This is a genomic window from Blastopirellula marina, assembly GCF_002967715.1.
Lineage (GTDB): Bacteria > Planctomycetota > Planctomycetia > Pirellulales > Pirellulaceae > Bremerella > Bremerella marina_B.
In genome coordinates this window covers 133,949-159,233 of sequence record NZ_PUIA01000016.1, presented here as the reverse complement: position 1 = coordinate 159,233, position 25,285 = coordinate 133,949, and the positions used below count along the sequence as shown (strand labels likewise).

Here is a 25,285-nt window from a genome sequence, read left to right as displayed (position 1 = left end):
CCTGGTATTTTCCTATGTTTTCCTCACGACGCGATTTTCTGCAGCAGAATGCCTGGGGCTTCGGTGCGTTAGCATTGTCTTCGCTACTTCTGAACGACGAAGCGAGTGCTGCCCCTGGCCAGAATGGCGTGCTCGCGGCCCCCCATCATCCGCCGAAAGCCAAACGCGTCATACAGCTTTTCATGAGCGGAGCGGCCAGTCCGATAGACACCTTCGACCATAAACCGATGCTCGAAAAGCATCATGGAGAAGAGTCGGATTTCGGCGAGCACGTTGAGGCCTTCCAGAATGGTCTTGGTCCATGGATGAAATCTCCATTCCATTTTTCGCCGCATGGACAATCAGGCAAGATGCTTAGCGAGGTTGTCTCCCCCCTGGGGGCCTGCGTCGACGACATGGCCTTCGTTCACAACATGGTCGGCAAGAGCGGTGTTCATTCTCAAGCAACATACCTTCAAGCCACCGGGTTCGACACACCCGGATTTCCTGGCATGGGTGCCTGGGTGAGCTACGGACTGGGTAGCATTAGCGACAACTTGCCAGCATTCGTCGTCCTGCCAGATCACCGCGGCTTCGCCAGTAATGGCCCGAAGAACTGGAGCAGTGCGTTTCTGCCTGCCAACACTCAAGGGACCGCGATCTTCCCGCAACGTGAGAACCCCATTGAAGACCTGACGCCCAAGTCATCCTTTACTTCCAGCGCAAGTGACGATGCAAGTTTACGCCTGCTAGAACAAATCAATGGCCGCTACCAGGAACAGCGTCTAGGCGACTCGCGACTAGAAGCTCGTATCCGCAGCTACGAACTCGCGGCCAAAATGCAGTTGAGCGCTCCTCAGGCCATGGATATCTCGCAAGAGCCAAGCCACATCCTCAAGATGTATGGACTTGATCGGATGGGTGCCGAATATCCTTCCGAGATCAATGCGCCGGAAGAAGCTGAATATTTCGGCCGCAAGTGTCTCATCGCGCGACGACTGATCGAACAAGGGGTTCGCTTCATCCAGATCTGGTCAGGAAACGATAACGGCTTCCCTCGTCGAAACTGGGACAGCCATGAAGATATCCGCCGAGACCACGGCCCGTTGGCCACTGGCATGGCGGTTGGCACGGCCGCACTCATTCAGGATCTCAAGCAGCACGGATTGCTTGAAGATACGATCATCCTTTGGACAACCGAATTCGGCCGGATGCCGTCGACGCAGGGGAGCAAGGGACGTGATCACAATCCTTACGTTTTCACCAATTGGTTATGCGGAGGAGGTATCAAGCCCGGTATTACATTTGGCGAATCCGACCAATGGGGCTACAAACCGCTCGATCGCGAGCATCCCACCCAGGTCTATGACATCCATGCCACGATACTTCATTTGCTGGGGATCAATCACGAAAAACTAACCGTCCGCCACAACGGAATCGATCGCCGCTTAACGGACGTTCATGGTCATGTGATTCGCGAAATCCTGGCTTAGACGACATAATTCTTGGCCAAGTTATAATTTTGCACATTGGGCATACAGGCTCATTTCAGGTAGAATAACAGTACCTGCCTACCGCCCTATCTTCAGTGATCTCATGAAAACAATCCTTGTAATTGCCCTTGCGTTGGCTTTCCCATGCATGGCTCTGAGCGAAGAGATCGACTTCGCTCATCAAATCGCTCCTTTACTTAAGAAACAATGCGGCACCTGCCATAGTGGTACGCAAAAAGAAGGGGGTTTCTCGCTCAACACGCGTGAAACACTTCTTGCCGGAGGTGAATCGGGGCTCCCCATTGCGCCTCGAAACGGGGAACAGGGAGAGTTAATTGCTCGGGTTATGGCCGATGACGAATCGACCCGGATGCCACCTGAGGGAGCCCCACTCACTGCTGACCAAGTCAAGCTCCTCAAACGCTGGGTCGAATCGGGCACATCCTGGGAACCGGGTTTCACATTCGGCGAAAAGATCTACGAACCACCCCTAAAGCCACGTCGTCCTGAACTGCCTCCTGCAATCGCAGGCCGCACCAATCCAATCGATAGAATTCTTGACGCCCAACTAGTCCTGCAGAATACGGCTCCGCTAAAACCACTCAATGACGAAGCTTTTCTGCGCCGAGTGTATCTCGACCTTATTGGCATACTACCAACGCCCAACGAGCGTGAGGCGTTTCTACAAGACACCTCCCCGGATAAACGCACCAGGTTGATTCGTGAGCTATTAGCTCGTGACGTTGACTATGCGGAACATTGGCTTACGTTCTGGAATGACCTGCTACGCAACGACTATACCGGCACCGGTTTCATCACCGGTGGACGAAAGCAAATCTCAAGCTGGCTGTACGAAGCACTTGTTACCAACAAGCCGTACGACCAATTTACGCGGGAACTAATCGCTCCGCCCACACCAGAAAGTGCCGGCTTTGGCCAAGGCATCCAATGGCGAGGGGAGGTCAGCGCCGCGCAAGCGGTTGAAATCCAGTTTGCGCAAAACGTCGGACAGTCTTTCCTGGGCATCAATTTAAAATGCGCCTCGTGCCACGACAGCTTCATCGATCGCTGGAAACTCAAAGAGGCCTACGGGCTCGCTGCGATTTACGCTCAGCGATCACTCGAACTTCACCGCTGCGATAAACCAATCGGCGAAACCGCGCAGGCATCCTGGTTGTTTCCTGAATTAGGACAGGTCGATCCCGACGCACCACAACCCAAACGGCTACAGCAGTTAGCCGAACTAATGACTCACCGAGAGAACGGCCGTTTCACTCGTACGATCGTCAACCGACTTTGGCATCGGATGATGGGGCGTGGAATTGTTCATCCTACCGACGCGATGCAGAGCCCCCCCTGGAACGCAGATCTACTCGATTTTCTAGCGGAACATCTAGTCGAGAATAACTACGACCTCAAACAAACACTCCTACTCATTGCCACTTCTCAGGCATATCAAACGCAAGCCGAGCGTGTCTCTGAACAGGTTGAACAAGCAAGTTACCAGTATGCCGGTCCTCGTAGCAAACGCATGACTGCAGAACAATTTGTCGACTGTGTATGGCAAGTAACCGAAACTTCTCCCAGTAACTTTGATGCCCCTGTAATTCGAGGGAGTGGCGCGACCGACTCGACAAGCCACGTTGCTATCTCCGGTCAATGGATCTGGAATCAAGCGGATGTTTCCCAGACCGCAGCCGGGGAAACCATCACCCTGCGTAAGCAATTCGAGCTTTCAGAATTGCCTACGGCCGGATTTGCTCTGGTAACCTGCGACAACGAATTCACGCTCTATGTCAATGGAAAGAAACTGGCCTCCGGCAATAACTGGATGGAACCGGAACTGGTGCGACTGACCTCGCTCAGCAAGGGCACCAACGAGATCCTGATCGTGGCGAAGAACGCTGGCAACGGCCCGAATGCCGCTGGACTATTCTTCGAAGCACGGCTCGACGATCAAGTCATTTCATCTGATGAAACATGGCAGTGGACGGCCCAAATCCCCAAGAACACCGGAAAGTTTGAAAAGCAGCCTGAGGACTGGCAGCCTGCCGCGGTTACAAAGGCCCAGGATGTGTGGATGAGTCGCCTGCACCCCGTCATGGCTCAAATGCTTTCGCAGGGCATTGACGGCCAGCGTTACATGGTAAGGGCCTCGCTACTAAAGAGCGACTTCCTGATGCGTTCATTAGGCCGCCCGAATCGAGACCAGGTGGTCAGCGTACGACCTCTTGAACTAACAACGCTTGAAGCCATCGACCTTTCAAATGGCGAGGTCTTGGCGAACATACTTCGCCAAGGAGCAAGGCAACTAAGTCAACGCGAGTGGGAGTCCCCCCACCAGTTCGTCTCTTGGTTGTACCACTTCGCGTTGAGCCGAGATCCTTCCGACGCGGAACTGGCAACCCTCGTCGATTCACTCGGCCCCAAAATGACTACTGAGGCAATCGAGGACGTCCTGTGGACGGTCTTCATGCTTCCAGAATTCCAACTCGTTCATTAAGGCAGGTTCCCATGGACCGCGCACAAGTACGGCGACACTTCCTAAAACAATTGGCCGCTGCATCGTCAGCAACCATGATGGCTGGCGCGCCACGTCTTGCAACGGCGAGTGATGTCGCGGTCGAGCATCCAGCCGCCAAGGCCGATTCCTGTATCTTGATCTGGATGGCCGGCGGGATGGCTGCTCCCGACACATTCGATCCGAAGAAGTACGTCCCCTTCGAAGTAGGCCTGCCGGTGGCAGAAGTGGAGAGTACCTTTCCAGCGATCGATACTAATGTCGACAACATCAAGATCTCGCAAGGAATGGAAAATATCGCCCAGGTGATGGACCGAGCCACGCTGATTCGATCGCATGTCCTACCAGACCTGGGCAGCATTCTCCACTCGCGGCATCAGTATCACTGGCATACCGGCTATGTGCCGCCGCAAACGGTGGCGTGTCCCCACATCGGTGCCTGGATGGCGAAGGTCTTGGGACCGTTAAATTCTGTGATGCCGGCATTCATCAATATCGGCCAGCGGCTGGAAGGAGTCGGCGAGCAGGAAGAACTCAAAGCATTCACGACGGCCGGTTTCTTCGGCAGTGAATTCGGCCCGATGAACCTCCCCTACCCGGAACAGGCAGCGCAGTCCGTGCGACCTCCGGCAGGAATGAAGTCAGAGCGGTTTGCCAATCGCAACAAACTCTTTCAGAAGCTGATCGACCAGTCCCCTCAGCGCGACTATATCGGCGACTTCCAACGCGAATCTCAGCTACGTTCGATGGAGAACGCTTATCGACTTCTGTCAGCGAAAGAGCGTGAGGCCTTCGACATTTCGCTGGAACCGAAAGAGTCCTACGAGAAATACGATACGGGTCGCTTTGGCAGAGGATGTCTATTGGCCCGACGACTGGTCGAGAACGGTACCCGCTTTGTTGAGGTCACGACCGAATACGTTCCGTTTCTCAACTGGGACACACACGCGAATGGCTTCACAACGCTTCAGCGGATGAAGCAGGAAGTCGACCGGCCAATCGCACAGTTGATTCTCGACCTGGAAAGCCGCGGACTGCTCGATCGTACGCTTGTTATTCTGGCCAGCGAATTCAGTCGCGATATGATCATGGAAGGCAAGCCAGGCTCCAATGCACGCGACCAAGCCACGGAAAAGGTCGATGTCCTAAAAGAGCTGAAGCACTACGGGCAGCACCGGCACTTCACCGGCGGTTCGTGCGTTGCCATGTGGGGTGGCGGAGTGAAGAAAGGCCAGCTCTACGGTAAGACTGCTAACGAACGCCCCTTTGTTGCGATCGAAAACCCCGTCTCCGTGACCGACCTGCATGCAACCATTTTCACGGCCATGGGTATCAGCCCAAAAACCCAATTCGAGGTCGAGCGTCGACCGTTTTACGCAACCGAAGACGGCAAAGGCAAACCCGTGATGGACATCTTTGCCTAGAAACAAAGAAAGCCGCTGATCCATTCAAATCAGCGGCTTTTCAGTTGTAATTCAAGGGTCAAAGGCAATCCTAGTTCAGGATTGACTCCAGACCTTTCACAACGGCGTCAACCTTCAGGTCCTTAGCCGACGAGGCAGCGAAGTTGCCCTTCACCTCACCACCCTTGGCCAGGATGATGGTCACTTCGGCATTTGGGTTGATGCCGTAATCTTCCGGGCCGTTTTCAAATTCGTTCGGCAGCACGAAAGGAACGTTTTCGGTCTTGGCGGTCTTGGCCAGCTTTTCAGCAGCTGCCTTGGCAGCGTCCTTGTTTTCGCCCAGGTAGTTCACGAAAGTACGAAGCTGCTTGTCTTCGTTCTTGACGATTGCCTTGTCCAGTTGTTGCACCAGATCAACAATCGCCTTGTCGCCACTACGGGTGAAGATGATCACTTGAGGACGACCACCGTTCTTGCAGCGGTAGCACAAGTTCTTACCGACTGCCACGCCATCTTCGGAAGCGCCGGCAAGTTTGGTTACGTAGAAAGCACCAATCATTTCGCCTTCTTGCAGACCGCTCTTGGTTTCTTCGGCCATAAGCAGCGAAGAACCAGCCATCAAAGCGACCACAGTCAAAGCCATTGTCAAAAACTTCATTGAGAGTCTCCTGGGACAAACCAAGGGGAAACAAAACGGGGAGGTAACGGAAGGGACAAACGCCCATTTCGAGCGCTGAGGTTGACCTGGGAGTTTTTTCCAGGTCAGATGCAGTATCCGCAATCCGGAGTCACGCTACAAGTCTTAGGAATGATTATCCTATAGATTCCGCAATTCTGTTATGCTGCTAACAAACCCCGAAAATGCCTGCCGGTTTTCCTCAAACAGGGCCATTGTTCGATGAATTTCCGCCGCCTGATCTACCTTGGAATTGCCCTCGGCGTCATATGTGTCCCGGTGCTAGCCGTACCTGCCCCACCACTTACGGCCGATTACCGCTCTCCCGTCGATCTGGTTTTGCTGAACAACGACGCCTGGCTGGTCGTTGCGAATCAAACGTCTAACAGCATTAGCCTGATCGAAACGGAAAGCGGCAAAGTTCTTGACGAGCTCCCTTGTAGCGAACATCCGACGGCCATCGCGGCCTGCCTGGATGGACAACACCTATTGGTCAGCTGCACTTACAGCGGCCAAGTCTCACTCATTCAGATTGAGGGAGACAAAATGCGCGAAATGCACTCGATCGATGTCGGCTTCGAGCCAACAGGGCTAGCCGTATCCCCCGATGGCCAAACCGCTTACGTAGGACTTGTCGCGACCGGCGAAGTCGCTCAACTTGACTTGAAAAGAGCGAAAGTCGCCCGCAAGATCCCGGTGGGGGCCTGGCCCCGCTATCTTGCGGTATCCCCTAACGGCGATCGTCTTGCCGTCGGCTGCAGTGGTGAAAGCAAGATCGTCGTAGTCGATTTGATCAAGGGAGAGGTCGATTTCTCCTCGAAGCTTTCTGGTGGGATCAATATTGGGCACATGCAATGTTCGGCGGATGGGAAATATGTCTACTTCCCGTGGATGATTTACCGCAGTAACCCGATCAATCGAGACAACATCCGTCGCGGCTGGGTGCTTGGCAGCCGCATTGGGCGTGTTCCTCTCGACAAGCAGGAATACAGAGAAGCGATCACGCTGGACGTACCTGGCATGGCAGTCGCCGATCCTCATGGAATCGTGATGAATAGCTCCAACAGCCGAATAGTTGTTTCCGCATCCGGCTCGCACGACCTTTTAATCTATCGCCAAGCTGGCTTGCCTTGGGAAAGCGTTGGCGGCCCAGGCGATCTGATCGACCCGAAACTAATGCAAGATCGCGACCTCTTCCAGCGACTCGACCTTGGAGGCCGTCCGATGGGGCTCGCCATGGCGAAAGATGACCGCACGGTCTATGTTGCCGACTATCTGCGAGATGTGATTCACGTTGTCGATATCGAAGATCGCCTCGTCGTTCGTCATATCCCTCTCGGCAAGCGGCCCGGGCCTTCTCAGGTTCGCCACGGTGAAGAACTGTTCTACGATGCCCGGCGAAGTCTCGACCAGTGGTACAGCTGCCACACGTGCCATTACAACGGTGGCGTGAACTCCAAAGCCATGGATACCTGGAACGATGGCTCAGCCCTAACCATGAAAACCGTGCTCCCTCTGGAGAACCTCGACAAGACCGGTCCCTGGACCTGGCACGGCTGGCAAGAAGATCTGCATGATGCGATGCACAAGTCATTTACGACGACCATGCAAGGACGACCTGCTAGTCCCAGAGAAGCCGACGCTTTACTAGCCTACCTGAGGACTGATCGCACTCCACCCAATCCGTTTCGCGAAAAAGACGGCTCACTAAGCGCGGCAGCAAACCGTGGCCAGAAAGTCTTTGAAAGCGAGAACGCCAACTGCGCTAGCTGCCACAGCGGTCGGTACTACACCGACGGGAAAATCCACGACGTAGGCCTTGGTTCGGAAGAAGATGAATACGAAGGCTACAACACGCCCAGCTTAACTGGTAGCTATCGTAAAGTCCGCTTTCTCCATGACGGTCGAGCGGGCAGCCTGGAAGAAGTGCTGATGGACTATCACTCGCCAGAAGAGGTCTCCGGCACGCGTCCCCTGACTGAAAGTGAACTTTCCGATCTGATTTCGTATTTGAAATCGCTATAGAAAAGTGACCTCGCCAGGAATCGAACCTAGACTACGAGCGTCGCATGCTCGCGTGCACATCCATCACACTCCGAGGTCAAAAATAGTAGCCTGTCCAGGAATCGAACCTGGTCCGACAGCTTCGGAAGCTGTTATGCCAGTCCAGCACACTCACAGGCCAAACAGGGGTGATTGAGGAGATTCGAACTCCTTCTTCTTGCTTCACAGGCAAGCGTGCCTACCAGGTACACTTCAGTCACCATATTGGGGCGGCCGGGGCCGCATGCCGAGGAGCCCTCTCCACTTCCCCAGACTCAACTCGGCAATCAATCCCCAGGGGTAAGGTCCCAGCCGCCCATACGCCGTTTAGTCGATAAACGCCACGTGACGCATGGCTACCGATTCGGTTTCGGTATTCATGATCACTTGATGCCATCCATCCAGGCAAATCGTCTTATGGTCGGCATGGCGAACCTTGCCGCGGACGAAAACGCCTGGATTGCGACGCTGCGTAATCCATGAAAGCTTCTTCAGCTTAGGTTTCTTGCTGATCAGCTTCTCGTATTGCCGCTCGGTCAATCCGTTAGGATGCTGCGGACTTACATAAACCAACTCGCCGCCTTGGCGTACTAGCTCTTCACAGATGTGAGGCTTTCCGCCGCCGCGATTAATCGGCTCGTTTCGCAGAACCCACCGCTGGTCGATGTGCTGCCACGGCTGAACAGGCACAAAGAACCATTCCCCTTGTCGAACAAACGCATCGTTCTTGCGGCGATTCCGTTTCTTCGGCTTCACCTTCAGCTGACGCTCACGGTTATGCACATCGCGTGGCTTTAGCGCATCGAAGGCGGTGATTACGTTCGAGACGGTTGCCCGCTCCGGCACAGCAGCAACGAACCAATGGCGTTCGTCATGGCCACACAGGAACTTGTGCTTACCGTCTTCTTGTTCGGTCAAAAGCAGCAGGTGGCGAATATCAGGTCGAACATCGATCACACGCAGGTCAGGTTCTGCCTGGGTGCCTAGCGAGATCTCGAAGAACTCTCCCTCGGCATCGCGACCAACGTCGATGGAGACATCGCTTCGTATTTTTCGACCACGGGCCGGCACAACCTTAACGCGTCCGCCCATTCGCTCGAACTGCCGCTCGATAACATGAGCGTCCATCGTCGAGTCTCCTCATACCTAGAAAATACGGGCGAACGCACCATGCGATCACCTCAGTGGACCGACTGGGAATCGAACCCAGGTCTCTGCCCCGCCAGAGCAGTGTCGTCCCATTGGACCATCAGCCCTCAAATTAAGAGTGGACCTGATCGGAGTCGAACCGAACACACCGATCTTGCAAGGATCAGTCGCCTCCATCGGCATGCAGGCCCATTGAATTGAAGAGGTCCGTTCGGGAATCGAACCCGATCCGCGTCCTTACCACGGACGTGTGCCGCCAGAACACCTACAGACCAAAAAGTAGCGGGTCCGGGAGTCGCACCCGACCGTCCAGGCTTATGAGGCCCGAATGAGCACTGGCTCACCCGCGTCGATTATTAAGTAGCCAAGGGGAGACTTGCACTCCCACGCCCCGTGGACACGACGTTCTAAGCGTCGCGCGTCTTCTAATTCCGCCACTTGGCTATGTCGATCCGATACAGTGGGTCGTGAAGGAATTGAACCTCTCGTCGCCACCTCGCTTCTTTTGTGACCACGGTGTTACAGGCCGCTGCGAGGAACACAACCCAAATTGTTTAAGTAGCACGCGAGGGATTCGAACCCCCATCCACCTGGGTTTGAGCCAAGTCGCTCTATCAAATTGGCGTAGCGCGCCATCTTCAAAAAGCGTTCCCGACCGGATTCGAACCGGCGATCTCTTGCGTGACAGGCAAGCGAGCACTCCGCTGCTCCACGAGAACTTTTCATGCGCGATAACTCGCGATGTGCTGTTGAAAGCCAAACTTAGCCTCGCAGGTAATACGTGCCAGGAATGGTACGTCGAAACAATGATGAATCTCGTTGTTTCGGAGCCGCGAGGGGCAAGAGCCGGCATGATGCCGTCTCTTGCCCCAGCTAAGTAGTCCTGGAGGGATTCGAACCCCCGATCCACTCTTTGTAGGAGAGTTGCCTTCGCCGCTAGGCCACAGGACTATCGTATTGAATCAAGCACGCCCCCAAGGATTTGAACCCTGACCTGACTGGGTTGGAACCAGCAGTGCTGCCGTTACACCAGAGACGTATTTAAACAAGGCTGCGAGGGTTGGAATCGAACCAACGACCTCCTGGTTCAGAGCCAGGCGATACTACCAACAGCGTCTACCTCGCAGTGCTGACAGAAAGAGACGTTTCTTATTGAGCAAGGTTCGCGAGAAATGATCTTTTCTTTCTGAAGGAGAGTGCTCTGCGGGAGTCGAACCCGCCTCGCCAGGTTGGAAGCCTGGCACCTTTGCCGCTCGGCCAAGAGCACTTGTTGAATAAGGCTGTGGAGGCAGGAATCGAACCTGCGACGAAGCGGTTAACAGCCGCCTTCCCGTACCAACACAGGACCCACCACAAAATTAAGAAGTCAGGATGGCTGGAGTCGAACCAGCGATCTCGTGCGCCCGAAGCACGCGGATTAAACCAAGCTTTCCCACACCCTGAAAATGAATAGAGCGCCCAGTGGGAGTCGAACCCACACTTCCGCCATGGCAAGGCAGTAGGCTGCCGCTACATCATGGGCGCTGATTGTTCGTTTTCGATTGCCAAAGAACGCTGAGTCTGCTGAGACACAGAGAGCACCGGGAGGGACTCGAACCCTCGTAGCCGCATTACGAATGCGGTGTCTTTGCCGCTGGACGACCAGTGCTTGATATGGAAGTGGGATCGGAAGGATTCGAACCTTCACCCGCCTGGTTAAGAGCCAGGGATGCCGCCGTAACACCTCGGTCCCATGTTGTGTGGTTTGGTCGGCGCGGTGGGGTTTGAACCCACGACTCACATCTTATAAGGACGTCGCTCTCACCACTGAGCTACGCGTCGAATAAAAGTGAGGCTGGCAGGATTCGAACCTACGCCCACCTGATTAAAAGTCAGGGATGCTGCCGTTACACCACAACCTCAATGCGAGTTTGTGAAATGCGTTTACAGCGAAGCGAATCGTTCATGTTTCGTCTCCGTTTCCCACGCCCAGTGGTAGCCCTGGGAATCGAACTCAGCGCGGCCTGAGTATCAGTCAGGCATGGACAACCAGTCCTCGACTACCGTGGTTCTGAATGGGCACAAAAAAAGCCCGGTGTCGCTTATGACACCGGGCTTGAATCAGCCGTTAGGGAACATATCCCTAAAGTCATAAGCGTAGAGGATGAGCCGGATAACCGTTCCCTGTTGGCACAGGCAATCGCTTACCAGCATTGTTTTGATTTCGATCGTTGTGGTTTTTGATCAACATCGAAGGTTATTAGCTCATGCTCTTAAATGGTTTGTTTTTGTAAGGTCTGAGTGTTTAGACGAGTCACATAAGAAATGGTTCGCGGAAAACCTGATATTCTTGAAAAAGAATATACCTACCGAGCTCCCGAGTGTTTCGTTCGCTCCAACGGGCGAAAAGGGAAAACCTAGTCACGCCATTCAAAGAAACCTAGCTTCTTCAAATCGCCTTCCAGGGTCTTCTTCTCTTGTGCCGTCAAATCGCGCCAAGGCAAACGAGGCGGGCCAACGGGCATACCGACCATTTCCATCATCGCCTTCTGAGCAGGCAGCGCAGGATATCGAACAAAAGCCTGAACCATCTCCACCGACAGCAATTGCAGTTCTCGCGCCGCTTCGTTTTCTCTCTGTCGGTAGGCCTCGATGATGCGGCGATAAAGCCCAGGTGCGAAGTTGTAGGTACTGCCAACGGCCCCATCCGCACCTGCGGCCAGCCCACTTAGCAGCATTTCATCGCAGCCGTATAGCAGATCGAACTGCTCGGCAAAGTGTGCGCGACACGCCTGGAATTCATGGATCGACTGGGCAGTGTATTTCACACCGTTTAGTTCCGGTAAATCCGTGGCTGCTTGCGTAAGCAGTGCGTGCAGGTCGAAGTCGACGCCAGTGATCCTGGGAATGTGATAGTAATAGAACGGCAGCCCAGGTGCACCACGCATGATCTCACGCAGCGAATCGAGAAGCAGCCCGATACTGGCCGGCCTGAAGTAGGTTGGTGGCGTGGCACTGATGGCGTCGGCACCGATCACTTGTGCATGTTCGGCCAGTTCACGTGCTTCTTGAACACTATTGTGCCCCACTTGAACAATGACTGGAATTCGCCCCGATACAGCTTCCACGAAAGCTTCCGCCATTTGCCGACGCTCATTGCCGGTTAGCGAAACCCCTTCGCCCGTGCTGCCGTTAACGTACAAGCCAGCCACGCCCGATGCAACGAGCGCATCAACCATCCCACCGACCGGATCACGATCGATTCTTCCTTCAGCCGTAAAAGGAGTGAACGTGGCCGCGACCAGACCTTTCAATTGCATACGATCAAATCCCTGCGAGTTCGACTGCGGCTCAATGGCTGGTCCACAGTTCGTTTCCGCTTTCATGGTGTCTGAATTCATCGATTCTTTGCTTCCGATTTTGGCAGGTCTATGATGAAAAGGGAAATGGTCTCGTAGGGGTTATTCTCCCCAACTTCAGCCAAACAGCCCACCTGTCCGTCGCCTAAGGGAGCTAGGCACGAATAAGCCGTGTGGCTGGGAAATAGGGTCTTCTTCCACGGCCAAGTCTTGTTGTCGTCGAAGCTGGCGAGTACGGTCAGGTTCCGCCGCTTGGATGGATCTCGCGGACTAGAAAAAAGTAACACGCCCTGCTCGTCCGTTGTGGGCCACTGATAGCGGATCAAGCTGGCCTGACAAACCGGCGAAACCAACTCACGGGCATCGGTGATTTCAGACCAGGTCTTCCCTCCGTCGGTGCTAATTGACTGGGCTCGGCAGCCTTGACCGCGATAAGATCGCATATCAATGACCATATGCCCCTGAACCCCAATTTCGACCACTTGGCATTCGTTCATATTGGGATGAATCGTTCCACCCAATTGCCAAGTCTTTCCGTGGTCGTCGCTGAAAATCACATGCGAGCCGAAGCCATAACCCTTTTTATCGACTGCGGGATCGATCGAATAGCTATGGTCACACGGAATCACCAGGCGACCCTTGTGGGGACCATGTTTCAGTTGGATACCGACACCTGGTCCAGTAGCATACCAGCCCCAGTCAGGGTTTTTCGTTGAATCTGTAATCTCGATCGGAGCAGTCCAAGTTTTGCCATGATCGTCGGAGTGACATACCCAAACGGTCCGTGTTCCCTTCGATTTCTTTAGTTTGATATCCGACTCGTGATCCTCACCCAGGTTATGAGTCAGCAGCAAATGAATCCGCCCGGTTGACTCATCCACCACCGGGCAGGGATTTCCACAGGTGTTGTCTTTATCCTGCCAGACAACGATTTGGTCGCTCCAGGTTTTCCCTTGGTCGGCCGATCTTTTCATCACCAGATCGATGGCCCCCGTATCGCTACGCGAATTGCGACGCCCTTCGCAGAAAGCCAAGAGGGTACCGTCCTTGGCCTGGATCAACGCCGGAATGCGATAGGTATCGTATCCATTCTCACCACTTTTCCAGATGGTAATCGGTTGACCTTCCTTCGCGAGGCGATCAAGCTCATCGATGGTGAATCGCACCGAGACGACCGAATTCTTCTCATCAGGCCGATAGCCAACATAAGTCGTTGCGACGAACGTTCCATCCGGAAGTCGTTCGAGGCCAGGATAGCCAGTATCAAGCGGTCGCCCGTGATGCTCCAACAGGCGTGCCCTGTACTGCCCTGGTTTGCCAGCCAGGATGTCGTCATACGCTCCGACCCACACCACAAAGTGTCCGTAGGTTGGGCTCTTCTTAACGACATCTCGAAACGCAATAACCAAGCGGCCATCTTCGGTATATCTGGCACAATGGCGGTCGCCGGTCAGGGCTGCGTTCACTTCTTGCGGATCCGACCAGGTTTCACCTTCATCGTCGGAAACCATCACCAGCGAGTTCAACCGACGTGCGTTCTCCCGCATGAGACACATGATCTGCTTCCCGTCCGGAGATCGCAGCAGAAACGGCTCACACGGATTGGCCCCTTCGACTGCGGCCACCATGGTTTGATTCCCCCAGGTCAGTCCACCATCGGACGAGATCGCTTGCCAGATCTGCAGTGGCGGGCGGTCTTGGTCCTCTGCCCCGCGATGATAGATCGCCAGGTGCTTGGTGCCATTTTCGATCGGCAGGATCGTGATCGGAGCGACGATACACTTCAGCCCATTCTTTTGCATCGGAGACCAGGTCTTACCTTGGTCGAGGGAAACCGACTGTGTCATGTCTCCGCGACCGGCGAAAACAAACAAACGGGCGGTACCGCCAGAGTCTACCAAGCGATGAAGACAGGGGCAGTTCTCGACATCGCTCCAGTTTTTGGGAACGTCGATCAGATCGCTCCACGTTAGCCCTCCATCGTCACTACGCTTCAGCGGCCCGCACTTTCCACCATGGTTATAGGTCCACGCAGCGAAGAGCGTCTTGCCGTCCGGCATCAATAGCGTTGTGGGATGTCCTTGATAAACGTCCTTGGTCCCTCGAGCGATCACCGTCTGGCGCAAGAAGTCGCTGGCAAGGTCGATCGTGGGAATCGTGATTTCGTCGCTAAGCTTTTTGGGTAGCCACGCACCATCGCTGAGATCCCCTTCAAGCGTAAACTGCAGAACAGTCATCGTAGATCGCCAGGGGCGTAAGCCGACCAACCCCAGGGGGCCTTTCAAAGGGCCTTCGTAAACCTGTTTGCTATCAATCGAGATATTCAGACGGCCGTCAGCCGTCGTCAGTTCGACGAGAAACATTTTCCCAGGCTGAATGCTCGATTCCGCAACTTTCAGGAACTTGGTTTCGCCACCAAACACAGCACCTTGGAGAAACAACCGCTTGCCTGCACCATCGAAACCAAATTGACTGCCTGGCCCTAGAGAAATCGATGCGGCCGTATGGTTTAATTCATTGAGAGCAAGTTGAATCCGAACTTTGGCATTGGGGCCTACGATACCTCGCGACGCCCATGCGACGTTGCCTACTCCTTGTCCCTCTAGGCCCTCTTCCTTGGCACTCCATACGGGCCCGTCGAATCGCACTTGCTGCGCGACCCCGCTTTCTATTGCGTGGAGCACCTCTGCGGATAGAGGCACCCAAGTAACTGCGACACTGAGAAGCATCGCGTAACATCTCAAGACTAAGCGAAAAGGACGCATGATTGGCAGGATCTCAGAAAGGACACAACTGGGTAGGAAAGAGTGGGCATCATCCGGTCGGTGACTTACCACTACCTTAAGTCAGTCTAGTGTCCCATATAATTATTTTCAATCCAGAGGGAAATATTCTGGTGGATTACAGAAATATATATTGCATTCCTCAAACTCGGCGGTAACCTTAGAAGCATGGACAGTTCAACTACACCTCGCGTAATTCAATTGGCCGATCAAATCATGGCCGATATTGCCGGCCGCGGCCTTCAATCAGGCGATCCCTATCTGGGCACTGCCGAAGCCGCTCGCATGCTCGGAGTGAGTACCACTTCCGCCAACCGTGCCATGCAACTGCTCGTCCAAAGAAACATCCTCAGTCGACGGCAAAAGAGAGGTACATTTGTTGCCGATGGCATTCATGGCGAAACCCAGCGGACGATCGACCGTGTTCATCTTGTCGTCAATAACACGTACCTCGCCACCGAAGGCATGATGGCCGATGGTGTGATCGTGGGAATTCAGAGCGTGCTTCCTCACGCCGAGATCGAGTTCAACCACCTTCCAGGCAGCGATGATACGGCTTGGGTTTCGGAACTCATCGCGAAGACAGCCCGCTCGCAACAGGCCGAAGGCTTCGTCCTGGCCCGCTCGTCCCTTACCTCGCAACGGCTATTCCAAGCGAGCGGCCTGCCGACGGTTATCTTTGGCTCGAGGTTTCCCTCCATACAATCACTTCCATCGATCGACCGCGACCATATTGCAGCGGGACGGCTTCTTACCCAATGCCTGGTTGAGCAAGGCGTGAAAAAGCTGGGCGTGCTGATGCGTAGCCAGGTTCTCCCTGGTGACCATTCCTTCATGGACTCGATCTGGCGGACGGCAGCGGATTTAGGGCTAACGCCGAGTGATTTGACAATTCGGTTCTTGCCGACCGACGATCAGGCAATCCAGCACGCTACACGTGATCTCCTGCATGAGCATGGTGCCAACGGGCTCATTTGCCGATCACAGCCTCTCGCCGAATCCGCCTCGAAGACCATCAAGGCTTCCAAGCAGAAGAAGATTCAGGAAACGCCCATTGTCGTATCCGACGTCTATAGTCGAAACCAAGCTAAGCTTCCCTGGCCAACCATACGCACCGTCGATTCTTCGGAATCTATCGGGGCGAAACTAGCGGAGATCCTGGTCGAGCAAGCCCAAGGCAATACACCCGATATAGCCGTTCGACGCCTGGAAGTTCAACTAAATAAACCTCTAGCATAACTATGCGATCGGGCCCTACACCTTTTCCATCATCCTTTCTATTCATCCCTGAAAGAGGTTGCGTTATGCAAAAGCGAACCGGGTTCACGCTCGTCGAACTCCTTGTGGTGATCGCTATCATTGGCGTTTTAATCGCACTGTTGCTGCCAGCGGTTCAACAAGCACGAGAAGCGGCGCGTCGAATGCAATGCTCTAATAACATGAAGCAACTTGCTCTGGGGCTGCACAACTATCACGATACGTTTGGGACGCTTCCACCAGGCGCGATTAACGACAACACCCTCGGCTGGCATAGCTTCATCCTTTCGTTCATCGAACAGGGTGCTCTTCACGATCAGTTCAATTTCAACCAAGGGGCCTGGAACGCCGGCACTAACAAAGAGGGTCCCAACAAAAACATCCATGGCTTGTTAGAAATCGATATGTTTATGTGCCCGAGTTCTCCGCGTCTTCTCACCACTCATGGCAGCAGTACCTTGGGTGATGGCCGCAAGACATACACAACGCACTACTACGGAGTGATGGGGCCTTATGGCACGAATCCTGTATCCGGCACTGCCTACCCGCATGAACCCAACCCCTCAGGGCATGGCGGTTTCTGTCAAGGTGGAATGATGCTGCTAGATGCGGGTGTCCGATTCCGAGACGTAACCGATGGCTTATCTAATACCTACGTGCTCAGTGAAATTGGCGGAGCCAACGGAAGTTATGCAAGCTGGGTCCGGGGTGTTTTTGGCAACGGCATGGCGGCATCCAAAAACATTCGTTACGGCATCGGCCTGCAGAATGAGTCAGGCGGAAACTTTAATAACATTAGTTTCAGCAGCGAACATCCCGGCGGCGTCATGTTCACCATGTCGGATGCATCAGTCCGCTTTGTCGCCGAAACGATCGACTTTGAAGTCTATCAGTCTGCGGCAAGCAAGTCTGGCGGCGAGACCAGTAATCAATAACCCCCACGCCTCAGAGTGAAATTCGAACTGCGAAAGCCCCTGATATGAACTACAGACTCTTCTCCCTCGGTTTCCTCGTATTTGCTGCTAGCGTAATGACGGGATGCTATGGAGGCACTGAAAGTGCGACGGCCTTTCATGTTCGAGGACAGGTCCAATTTGATGGCAAACCGCTTCCTGCAGGAAGAATTTACTTCACTCCGAATGCCTCGCTTGGAAATCAGGGCCCCCAGGGAACCGCAACAATCGAAGATGGCAAGTACGATACTGAGGATTCACGCTTCGGTATCGTTGGCGGGCCGTATATCGTGAGAATCGAGGGGTACGACGGAATTCAGCCCCCCAATGATGAAGATGGCCTGTTTCCTGATGGGCAGGTCCTTTTTCGTGACTATGAACTCAAGCTGGAATTCCCTCAAGCGAATCATGTCGAAGACCTGGACATTCCTGCCTCCGCTTCGAAGCGAAAATAGCCCCTGGCCATCATGGCCCTAAGCATTTACCTTGCAACTCGTTCCCTACAATCTAGCCACGCCATGTCAACTGGCAGTCGCTGAAGTTTTCCGTGACTTGGGATTATCTGCTGCTTAGGACCACTCGGTCGTTGCCAGCCTCCTCTTTTCTGCCTTAAATTAAGAAAAGCTCTTGGATGTAGCGTATCACGATTTCGTCCTGCGAAATCGTGTGACTATTCTCTCCCAATGACTTTTCTGACACCTGCATGCGTATCGTCCATAAGTTGCTGTTGGCGACGGTTCTGCCTGCCCTGTTAATTTGGGTCGTTGGTTACTATGCGGTTGCGGTAAGCGAACGAAGTCTTAAGGAAGTAATCGAGGCTCGTTCGGCGGCTCGTGCGGCAGCTGTGATGGACGAAATCGATCGTGCCCTGCGATCCCACATTGCCAATCTTCAAGCACTGGCACGCAGCAAACAGGTTCGCGAGACGCTCGCGGAGTCTAACGCAACCTTCGCCGAACTGGCTGATCCTGCGGCCGAAGTCGAAAGATTGGATCGCATCTGGCAAACCGGCAATGTAAACCAACAACAAGAGCTACTTGCCAGACTCATCGACAACGACTTGTCGCAGGAACTGCGACTTAGGAGCGAGAAACTTCAAGAGGCGACCGGATATGCCGTCTACGGCGAGATCTTCGTTACCAACCGCTACGGTGCCATTGCCGCTCTGACAAACCGGACATCTGACTTTCGCCAGGATGATGAGTTGTGGTGGCAAGAAGCCGTTCAGAATCATATCTACGTTGGAGATGTGGCATTCGACGACAGTGCCCACGTTTACTCGGTCGACATCTGTATCGCGGTTGAATCACCCGACGGCAGATTGGCCGGCGTGATGAAGGCCGTTCTCAACATCCAAGAGGTCTTCAGCATCATTGACGGCCAGTCTCGGGCCGACACGAATGCCTATACCGAGTTCTTTCTGTTCACCCAGGACTATCGCATCGTTCGAGGGCCAGCTGGCCAGTCCGAACCACTTTCCGACGGTAGCAAGTACTTTGAAGGCCTGGAGCAAGACTTCTCGCAAAAGGGAGTCATCGCGACGCGACATCGTCCGGATGGAAATGGGGAAGTCCTTGCCGCTTATGCCACATCGGTCGGCGAAGGAGATCAACGTCACAATCTTCATTGGATCGTGATGGTCCAACAAGAAGCCGCGCTCGTCTTTGCCCCCATTCATGCGATGCGGCAAAACATTTGGTCGCTCGCCTTGTTTGCAACCCTTCTTACCTTGGCCGTAGCTGGGGGATTCTCTTGGTCTTTGTCGCGTCGCATTCAGGAAATCACCGATGCCTCGGTTGCTATTGGAGAAGGAAATTGGGAGTCGAAAGTTCCCGTTCGCGGAAGCGATGAGGCAACTCAGCTTGCCCGTCAATTTAACTTGATGACCGACCAATTGACTGAGATGAATCGGCAACTTGTTTCTGCCAAGGAACAAGCCGAATCGGCCAATCGGTCAAAGAGCGACTTCCTGGCCAATATGAGCCACGAAATCCGTACACCCATGAACGGAATCATTGGCATGACCGAGTTGCTGCTCAATACCGATCTGACGAGCGAGCAGCGCGAGTACCAAAAGCTTGTTCAAAGTTCGGCCGATGCGTTGTTGGTCTTGCTGAATGACATTCTCGATTTCTCAAAGATCGAAGCGGGCAAGATGGAATTGGAAGATTTGCCATTCCGCTTGCGAGATACACTCGGATCGACACTCCATACCCTTGCCGCCAGGGCCTCGAAAAAGGGAGTGGAACTAGCCGTTCGTATCCTGCCAGAAGTGCCAGACGAATTGGCAGGTGACGCAGGTCGCTTACGACAGATCGTTGTCAACCTGGTAGGCAATGCGATCAAGTTCACCGAGCATGGCGAAGTTGTCATGAAGGTCGAGAATGAGTCCTTCTCAGGAAACATGCTCACGCTTCACTTTTCGGTCCGCGACACCGGGATCGGTATCTCGCCGGAAAAGCAGGTTCAAATATTCGATGCATTCACCCAAGCCGACGCCTCGACAACACGACAATACGGAGGCACCGGACTCGGCCTGGCGATTTGTTCTCAGCTTACGAAGATGATGGGGGGCAGAATCTGGGTTGAGAGCGAACCAGGCTCCGGAAGCACGTTCCACTTCACCGCGAAGTTCAAGCGATCTGAAAAACAACTCGACTCGAAACCTGCCGCATTCGATACCCTATACGACCTCCGCGTGCTTGTCGTTGACGACAATTCCACCAATCGCATCATTTGCGAGGAAATGCTCAACAACTGGGGAATGAAACCCACCGTGGTGGCCAATGGCGTGGAAGCCCTGAAGGAGTTGCAAAACGGCTTTCAGTCCGATTCTCCTTACCAACTGGCACTAGTTGATGTCATGATGCCTGAAATGGATGGCATCGAACTGGTAAGGCACATCCGCCAATTCACCGATACGTCTTCTTTGACGATCGTCATGCTATCGTCTGCGGATCGCCCCACCGACCCAGATTTCGCACGTACCCTTGACGTGGCAAAATGCATCACAAAGCCTATTACCCAGTCGATGCTCCTTAATGGAATTGCATCAGCCATGGGCACCTCTCGATCCGATTCGGTACACGGCGGAAAATTTGTGTCGGAAACGCCCCAGCGTTTCATTCCTCGCAATATTCTTTTGGCAGAAGATGGGGTAGTGAATCGGAAGGTAGCCCAGAGTCTTTTAGAAAACCGAGGGCATCACGTTACCTCGGTCGAGAATGGACAATTGGCAGTCGACGCCTATCAAAATGGATCTTTTGATCTTATTCTCATGGACGTTCAAATGCCGGTGCTGGACGGGTTTGCCGCTACCGAAGAGATTCGCCGATTGGAAGCAGGGATGTCCCATAAGATTCCGATCATCGCTCTCACTGCTCATGCCATGAAAGGAGATCGCGAACGCTGCCTTGCTGGGGGCATGAATGATTATGTCTCCAAGCCATTTCGCCCCGAAGAGCTTTTTGCCGCTGTAGAACGTGTTCAGCCCATCGTGATTCATTCACCAAGTGAAAATAACCAGCCTGATGATAACTCAGAGGTAAATCACTGCCCGTTTCATCGCGGTCGCGCACTCGAAAACGTTGGCGGTAGCGAAGATATCCTTTATGAAATGATCGACCTGTTCACAACGGAATGCCCCAAGCAACTGAACGATATCCAAGCAGCGTTTGCAGCGGGCGACAACGAGAAATTCATTCGTTCCGCGCATACCTTGAAAGGATCTGTAGCGTTGTTCGCGGCAGACGAGGCCACTGCCGCTGCTCGACGTATCGAGTTCATGGGGCGAGACAACGAACTGGGAGACTTCCAGAATGCATGGAAGGACTTAAAACAACGTATCAATGAACTGATGGCCGCATTGGCGGAAACGAAAGCACATCATGACAAACATACTTCATGAAGCACATTTCGTAGCGAATTGCATAGGCCCATGGTAAGGCTCTTTCGCGAGGGATCGGAAATGGGCACCACAGATTTTGCCAACTAGAAGACAACTATATTTTTTGAGCCAATCAAGACGGACCTTGGCCTGTTGAGTCGAGAATTGTATGAGAGTACTCGTTGCAGAAGATGGGATGATGATGCGACGGATTCTCGTCCGGGCGCTCGAAGGCTGGAAGTACGAAGTCACAGAAGTCGAGAATGGTGCCCAGGCCTGGGAGGCATTCGAAGCCGAACCTTTTCGCTTGGTACTGACCGACTGGGTCATGCCTGAAGTTGACGGTCTGGATCTGATTCGGCGGATTCGCTCGGCCAAACTGCCGTTCTATGTCTACATCATTCTGCTCACCGCAAAAAGTGAGAAGGAAGACTTGGTCGTTGGCATGGAAGCTGGTGCCGATGACTTCCTAGTCAAACCGGTTGATCACAACGAACTGCGAGTGCGACTACGCGAAGGAGAACGTATCGTTCGCCTGGAGCAGGAGTTGGCCGAGCAAAATCGCCAACTGCGAGAGACACAGGCCGCCTTGGTGCAGAGTGAGAAGCTGGCTAGTCTCGGCCAGATGGCCGCCGGCATGGCTCACGAGATCAACAACCCAATTGCCCTGGTAGCCAACAACCTGGCAGTACTCAAACGAGATGTATCCTCGGCTTTCGAACTCTTAGATATGTACCGCTCGATCCACGACGAGATTGCCAAGATCAATCCAGAACTTGCCAAGAACGCGGCAGAACTGGAAGAGGATTGCGACTATCAATGGATCCGAGATGAGTCGCCTGAGTTGTTTGATCGCTCTTTAACCGGTCTACAGAGGGTCCGAGATATCGTCCAGAACTTGCGTTCCTTTGCCCGTTTGGACGAGGCGGAACTCGACCACTTGGATGTCAACGCGGCTCTATTCGCCGTTTCGCAAGTTCTGCATCACGAGATCGAAGCTCGACAAATTGAACTAATTGTCGACCCAGGCGATATTCCTTTGATTCTCTGTGAACCCGTCAAAATTCAACAGGTACTTCATCACTTGCTTTTGAATGCCATTCAAGCCAGCGATGTAGGCGGTAAAGTCACCCTCAGTTCCTCACGCTGTGACGAAGGTGTCCAAATTGACGTCCAAGACCACGGTTGTGGCATGTCCGGAAGTGATTTAGCCCATATTTTTGAGCCTTTTTTCACAACCAGGGCCGTTGGTAGCGGCCAAGGTCTAGGGCTTGCGGTCAGCTATGGAATTGTCCGGGACCATGGCGGATCGATTCAAGTCCGCAGCCAGTTGGGCCGCGGCACTACTTTTAGTGTACAATTGCCCGTACGACCGCTCGATAATCAATCACCGGGAGGTAGTCATGAAAGCTAAACCAGCAATTCTGTTGGTAGACGATGAGCCCGACATTTTGCACTCGTTAATCGGCTTGTTGCGCCGTCAGTTCACGGTTCACACCGCCCAGTCCGGAGAAGAAGCTCTGCAGATCATGGCCGAGCACCCCATTGCCGTACTGATGACCGACCAGCGCATGCCAGAGATGACCGGTGCCGAGTTAGCTCGTCATTGCTGTCGTAAGTTCCCCAAGACGACGCGAATTTTGTTCACGGGGTATGCCGACATCAAATCGGTCATCGAAGCCATCAATACCGGCGGCCTATATCGTTACGTCACCAAACCCTGGGACCCTGACGACTTGATTGACCTGCTGACTGAAGCGGCTGAGGTCTACGAAAAGGAAGCCGCCCACCAGAAGCTCATTCAAGAGATGCAGCGATACGTTGCGATGGGACAACAGATTTCCCAACAACTTCGGTTAGGGAGTGATGGCCAGCAGGTCGATCCTGACTTGCTACAGCAGTTCCACCAATCCGGCAACCTATTGGAAGACTTGACCAACGACACATGTAAGCCTGCCGCTGGAGACTAACCCCCTTGCCGACCAAACAACCTGTGCTTCTGACCGTGCTCATTGAAACGGCCTCATTCCGTTGGTATGTCGCAGGCATCGACCAAGAAGGCAACACGACCCCACTGCTCTGCTCGCAGGAAGGTGATCTTTCTCAGTACGTCGGAGAGTCCTTCGACGAGCAAGCGAGCTTTCTTCGCCACCGATTGTCCGGTGTCTTGCAGCGTGGGTGTGATCGGCTTTGGGGTAAGATGATGAAGCCGTACGAAATTGTCTTTATCGCGGACAACCTGTTTCGCGAAGCGGATGAATCCCTGACTCAAAGAGTTGCTGAACATTTCGACCAGTGGATGACCAGCCCACCGGTCGTATTCTTTCTAATCGAAACAGATTCACAACCGTGTAGCCCCAAACTATCAACGGTTGCCGGTCAAATCGCTGCCGAGTGGCGTGATGCTCTCGACAAGGGATTTCCATCGATGATCAGCAAGTGCGGCGAGAAAGATCCCTGGGAATTGGTTGTCTCGAAACCGCACGCAACGTGATCCGAACTATGCTGCCTCAAGACCGCTCATGGTCCCGGTGCTTGTGGCGAACTGATCGACTTCCAGACCCGATTGCTGCAGGACCGAGAGGAATAGATTCGGCAGCGGGTAATTGTTCTTCTTGTCGAATGCCAAATGCTGTCCATGCTTGAAACCACCGCCAGCAAACAGGACTGGCATGTTTCGGTTGTCATGGCTCGAAGCATTCCCCAGGTTACTGGTCAGCAAAACCGAAGTATTCTCTAGCAAGCTGCCGCTCTCTTCCTGAACCCCATCGAGACCTCGCAGGAAATCTCCCCAGGCATGGACGATGGCCGTCTCGATCAGTGCAAGCTGTTCGAGCTTCTCTTCATCGAGACCATGGTGACTCAGTGAGTGGTATCCTTCATCGACCCCTTCCAGCGGAACCACGCCGCCACTACCACCCAGGTGATACGAAACGAATCGCGTCGAGTCGGTCGACAGTGCCAGGCGGATCATATCACTCATCAAGCGCTGACGACCGATGAAATCATTTGGATTGCTGATATCGATCGGCTTCTTCGCGTCAACCTTGGGCTTGGGCAAGTGCGCCCACTGCTCGGCCTCGAGCATGCGTTTTTCCAGTTCCCGAACGCTATTGAAATAGGCGGCTAGTCGATCTCGGTCACCTGCCCCCAGTTCGCGAGAAAGCGACTTTGCATCTTCTGCAACGAGGTCCATGATGCTTTTGCCTTGGCGGGCACGGTGCAACTGCTTGGCCTGCTCTTCCGGGGAGTCGTTCACGAACAACTGCATAAACAGCCGAGCCGGCGAACTTTCCGCTGGAATCATCGACCCGTTCTCGGTATACGAAGGGCTGCTATTCCCCGACGAACTGAGCACGAGCGAAGGGAACCGAGTATTGTGCCCCATGTGCTTGGCCAACAGTTGATCGATTGAAATCGTTGTACGTGCTTGGGCTCCTTTTCCCATCGGAGTTGCCGAAAGGAGACTGGCCTCGGCGCGATGACCTCCAGAGACCTCGGGATGAGACGTGCCGGATACGACGGTGTACTTGTCGCGAATGTCCTGCAACTTCTCCAGGTACCGCGAAGGCTTGTAATCACGACCAGCCTTCTCGGGGTTAAGGTTCTCGGCATGCAAACCCAGCCCTAGCGTCATCGCGACGAACCGTTTGGGCGTCTTCTGCTCTTCACTTCCGGCGAACGCTTTCTGCATTGCGCTCAGCCAAGGAATAGCCATCCCAACACCAGCGGTGCTGCGCAAAACTGTTCGGCGGTTCAGCTTCTTCCCGAAGTTGAAATGAACTTGGCGCGACATGACTTGTC

16 protein-coding genes and 16 tRNA genes are annotated in these 25,285 nt (G+C 53.9%); 11 read left to right on the top strand and 21 right to left on the bottom strand.

Annotation, left to right across the window (positions count from 1 at the left end; genetic code table 11):
• Positions 1-14: 14 nt before the first annotated feature.
• The 3 genes from C5Y96_RS02665 (at position 15) to C5Y96_RS02655 (ending at position 5,417) form a co-directional block, all read left to right on the top strand.
• A complete protein-coding gene (locus C5Y96_RS02665) occupies positions 15-1,472 on the top strand; it encodes a DUF1501 domain-containing protein (RefSeq protein WP_105349989.1) in 1,458 nt (485 codons plus the stop codon).
• 103 nt (positions 1,473-1,575) lie between these two features.
• Positions 1,576-3,975 carry a DUF1549 domain-containing protein gene (locus tag C5Y96_RS02660; protein WP_105349988.1) on the top strand — a complete coding sequence of 800 codons (2,400 nt, stop codon included), beginning with the start codon at positions 1,576-1,578 and terminating at the stop codon, positions 3,973-3,975.
• A gap of 11 nt (positions 3,976-3,986) precedes the next feature.
• Positions 3,987-5,417, top strand: coding sequence for a DUF1501 domain-containing protein (locus C5Y96_RS02655; protein ID WP_105349987.1), 1,431 nt, complete (start codon positions 3,987-3,989; stop codon positions 5,415-5,417).
• 70 nt (positions 5,418-5,487) lie between these two features.
• On the opposite strand, the gene C5Y96_RS02650 is transcribed toward C5Y96_RS02655, so the two are convergent.
• The gene (locus C5Y96_RS02650; protein WP_105349986.1) at positions 5,488-6,054 is read right to left on the bottom strand and encodes a hypothetical protein; all 567 of its coding nucleotides are present in this window, start codon (positions 6,052-6,054) and stop codon (positions 5,488-5,490) included.
• Between the two features lie 240 nt (positions 6,055-6,294).
• Here C5Y96_RS02650 and C5Y96_RS02645 point away from each other — a divergent pair, with 240 nt between their 5' ends.
• Entirely contained in the window at positions 6,295-8,097 is a 1,803-nt protein-coding gene (locus C5Y96_RS02645; protein ID WP_105349985.1) for a cytochrome c peroxidase, read from the top strand.
• A gap of 86 nt (positions 8,098-8,183) precedes the next feature.
• On the opposite strand, the gene C5Y96_RS27230 is transcribed toward C5Y96_RS02645, so the two are convergent.
• The 19 genes from C5Y96_RS27230 to C5Y96_RS02560 all read right to left on the bottom strand — a co-directional run bounded on the left by C5Y96_RS27230 (position 8,184) and on the right by C5Y96_RS02560 (position 15,250).
• Positions 8,184-8,256: transfer RNA gene (locus tag C5Y96_RS27230), tRNA-Arg, on the bottom strand.
• A gap of 6 nt (positions 8,257-8,262) precedes the next feature.
• Positions 8,263-8,337: transfer RNA gene (locus tag C5Y96_RS02640), tRNA-His, on the bottom strand.
• 105 nt (positions 8,338-8,442) lie between these two features.
• The gene (locus C5Y96_RS02635; RefSeq protein WP_105349984.1) at positions 8,443-9,243 is read right to left on the bottom strand and encodes a hypothetical protein; all 801 of its coding nucleotides are present in this window, start codon (positions 9,241-9,243) and stop codon (positions 8,443-8,445) included.
• 57 nt (positions 9,244-9,300) lie between these two features.
• A tRNA-Ala gene (locus C5Y96_RS02630) sits at positions 9,301-9,371 on the bottom strand.
• 452 nt (positions 9,372-9,823) lie between these two features.
• Positions 9,824-9,898, bottom strand: a tRNA-Leu gene (locus C5Y96_RS02625).
• Between the two features lie 12 nt (positions 9,899-9,910).
• Positions 9,911-9,983 (bottom strand) — tRNA-Asp (locus C5Y96_RS02620).
• A gap of 159 nt (positions 9,984-10,142) precedes the next feature.
• Positions 10,143-10,215: transfer RNA gene (locus C5Y96_RS02615), tRNA-Val, on the bottom strand.
• A gap of 16 nt (positions 10,216-10,231) precedes the next feature.
• A tRNA-Trp gene (locus C5Y96_RS02610) sits at positions 10,232-10,303 on the bottom strand.
• A 12-nt stretch (positions 10,304-10,315) separates the two neighbouring features.
• Positions 10,316-10,390, bottom strand: a tRNA-Gln gene (locus tag C5Y96_RS02605).
• Positions 10,391-10,459: 69 nt separating this feature from the next.
• Positions 10,460-10,531: transfer RNA gene (locus tag C5Y96_RS02600), tRNA-Gly, on the bottom strand.
• A gap of 13 nt (positions 10,532-10,544) precedes the next feature.
• A tRNA-Asn gene (locus tag C5Y96_RS27225) sits at positions 10,545-10,619 on the bottom strand.
• Positions 10,620-10,630: 11 nt separating this feature from the next.
• A tRNA-Pro gene (locus C5Y96_RS02595) sits at positions 10,631-10,706 on the bottom strand.
• Between the two features lie 11 nt (positions 10,707-10,717).
• Positions 10,718-10,788: transfer RNA gene (locus C5Y96_RS02590), tRNA-Gly, on the bottom strand.
• A gap of 52 nt (positions 10,789-10,840) precedes the next feature.
• Positions 10,841-10,912: transfer RNA gene (locus C5Y96_RS02585), tRNA-Thr, on the bottom strand.
• A gap of 12 nt (positions 10,913-10,924) precedes the next feature.
• Positions 10,925-10,996 (bottom strand) — tRNA-Lys (locus tag C5Y96_RS02580).
• A 13-nt stretch (positions 10,997-11,009) separates the two neighbouring features.
• Positions 11,010-11,085, bottom strand: a tRNA-Ile gene (locus C5Y96_RS02575).
• Positions 11,086-11,093: 8 nt separating this feature from the next.
• A tRNA-Lys gene (locus C5Y96_RS02570) sits at positions 11,094-11,165 on the bottom strand.
• A gap of 495 nt (positions 11,166-11,660) precedes the next feature.
• Entirely contained in the window at positions 11,661-12,644 is a 984-nt protein-coding gene (locus C5Y96_RS02565; RefSeq protein ID WP_233198739.1) for a dihydrodipicolinate synthase family protein, read from the bottom strand.
• Positions 12,641-15,250 (bottom strand): sialidase family protein, encoded by a 2,610-nt coding sequence (locus C5Y96_RS02560; protein WP_158261058.1) that lies wholly within the window; start codon positions 15,248-15,250, stop codon positions 12,641-12,643. Before C5Y96_RS02560 ends, C5Y96_RS02565 begins: the two co-directional genes overlap by 4 nt.
• Positions 15,251-15,553: 303 nt before the next feature.
• On the opposite strand from C5Y96_RS02560, the gene C5Y96_RS02555 reads away from it, so the two are divergent.
• The 7 genes from C5Y96_RS02555 to C5Y96_RS02525 all read left to right on the top strand — a co-directional run bounded on the left by C5Y96_RS02555 (position 15,554) and on the right by C5Y96_RS02525 (position 23,975).
• On the top strand, positions 15,554-16,624 hold the full coding sequence (locus C5Y96_RS02555; protein WP_105349982.1) for a GntR family transcriptional regulator: 1,071 nt from the start codon (positions 15,554-15,556) through the stop codon (positions 16,622-16,624).
• A gap of 65 nt (positions 16,625-16,689) precedes the next feature.
• A complete protein-coding gene (locus tag C5Y96_RS02550; RefSeq protein ID WP_105349981.1) occupies positions 16,690-17,577 on the top strand; it encodes a DUF1559 domain-containing protein in 888 nt (295 codons plus the stop codon).
• A gap of 44 nt (positions 17,578-17,621) precedes the next feature.
• The gene (locus C5Y96_RS02545) at positions 17,622-18,050 is read left to right on the top strand and encodes a hypothetical protein (protein WP_105349980.1); all 429 of its coding nucleotides are present in this window, start codon (positions 17,622-17,624) and stop codon (positions 18,048-18,050) included.
• A gap of 248 nt (positions 18,051-18,298) precedes the next feature.
• Positions 18,299-21,502, top strand: a complete 3,204-nt coding sequence (locus C5Y96_RS02540; protein ID WP_105349979.1) for a response regulator — start codon at positions 18,299-18,301, stop codon at positions 21,500-21,502.
• 148 nt (positions 21,503-21,650) lie between these two features.
• Entirely contained in the window at positions 21,651-22,895 is a 1,245-nt protein-coding gene (locus tag C5Y96_RS02535) for a sensor histidine kinase (RefSeq protein WP_105349978.1), read from the top strand.
• Positions 22,885-23,451 (top strand): response regulator, encoded by a 567-nt coding sequence (locus tag C5Y96_RS02530; protein WP_158261057.1) that lies wholly within the window; start codon positions 22,885-22,887, stop codon positions 23,449-23,451. The genes C5Y96_RS02535 and C5Y96_RS02530 overlap by 11 nt, the downstream gene beginning before the upstream one ends.
• Positions 23,452-23,456: 5 nt before the next feature.
• Positions 23,457-23,975 (top strand): hypothetical protein, encoded by a 519-nt coding sequence (locus C5Y96_RS02525; protein ID WP_105349976.1) that lies wholly within the window; start codon positions 23,457-23,459, stop codon positions 23,973-23,975.
• A gap of 6 nt (positions 23,976-23,981) precedes the next feature.
• On the opposite strand, the gene C5Y96_RS02520 is transcribed toward C5Y96_RS02525, so the two are convergent.
• Positions 23,982-25,277: a DUF1552 domain-containing protein gene (locus C5Y96_RS02520; RefSeq protein ID WP_105349975.1), complete on the bottom strand. Its 1,296-nt coding sequence runs from the start codon at positions 25,275-25,277 to the stop codon at positions 23,982-23,984.
• Positions 25,278-25,285 lie beyond the last annotated feature (8 nt).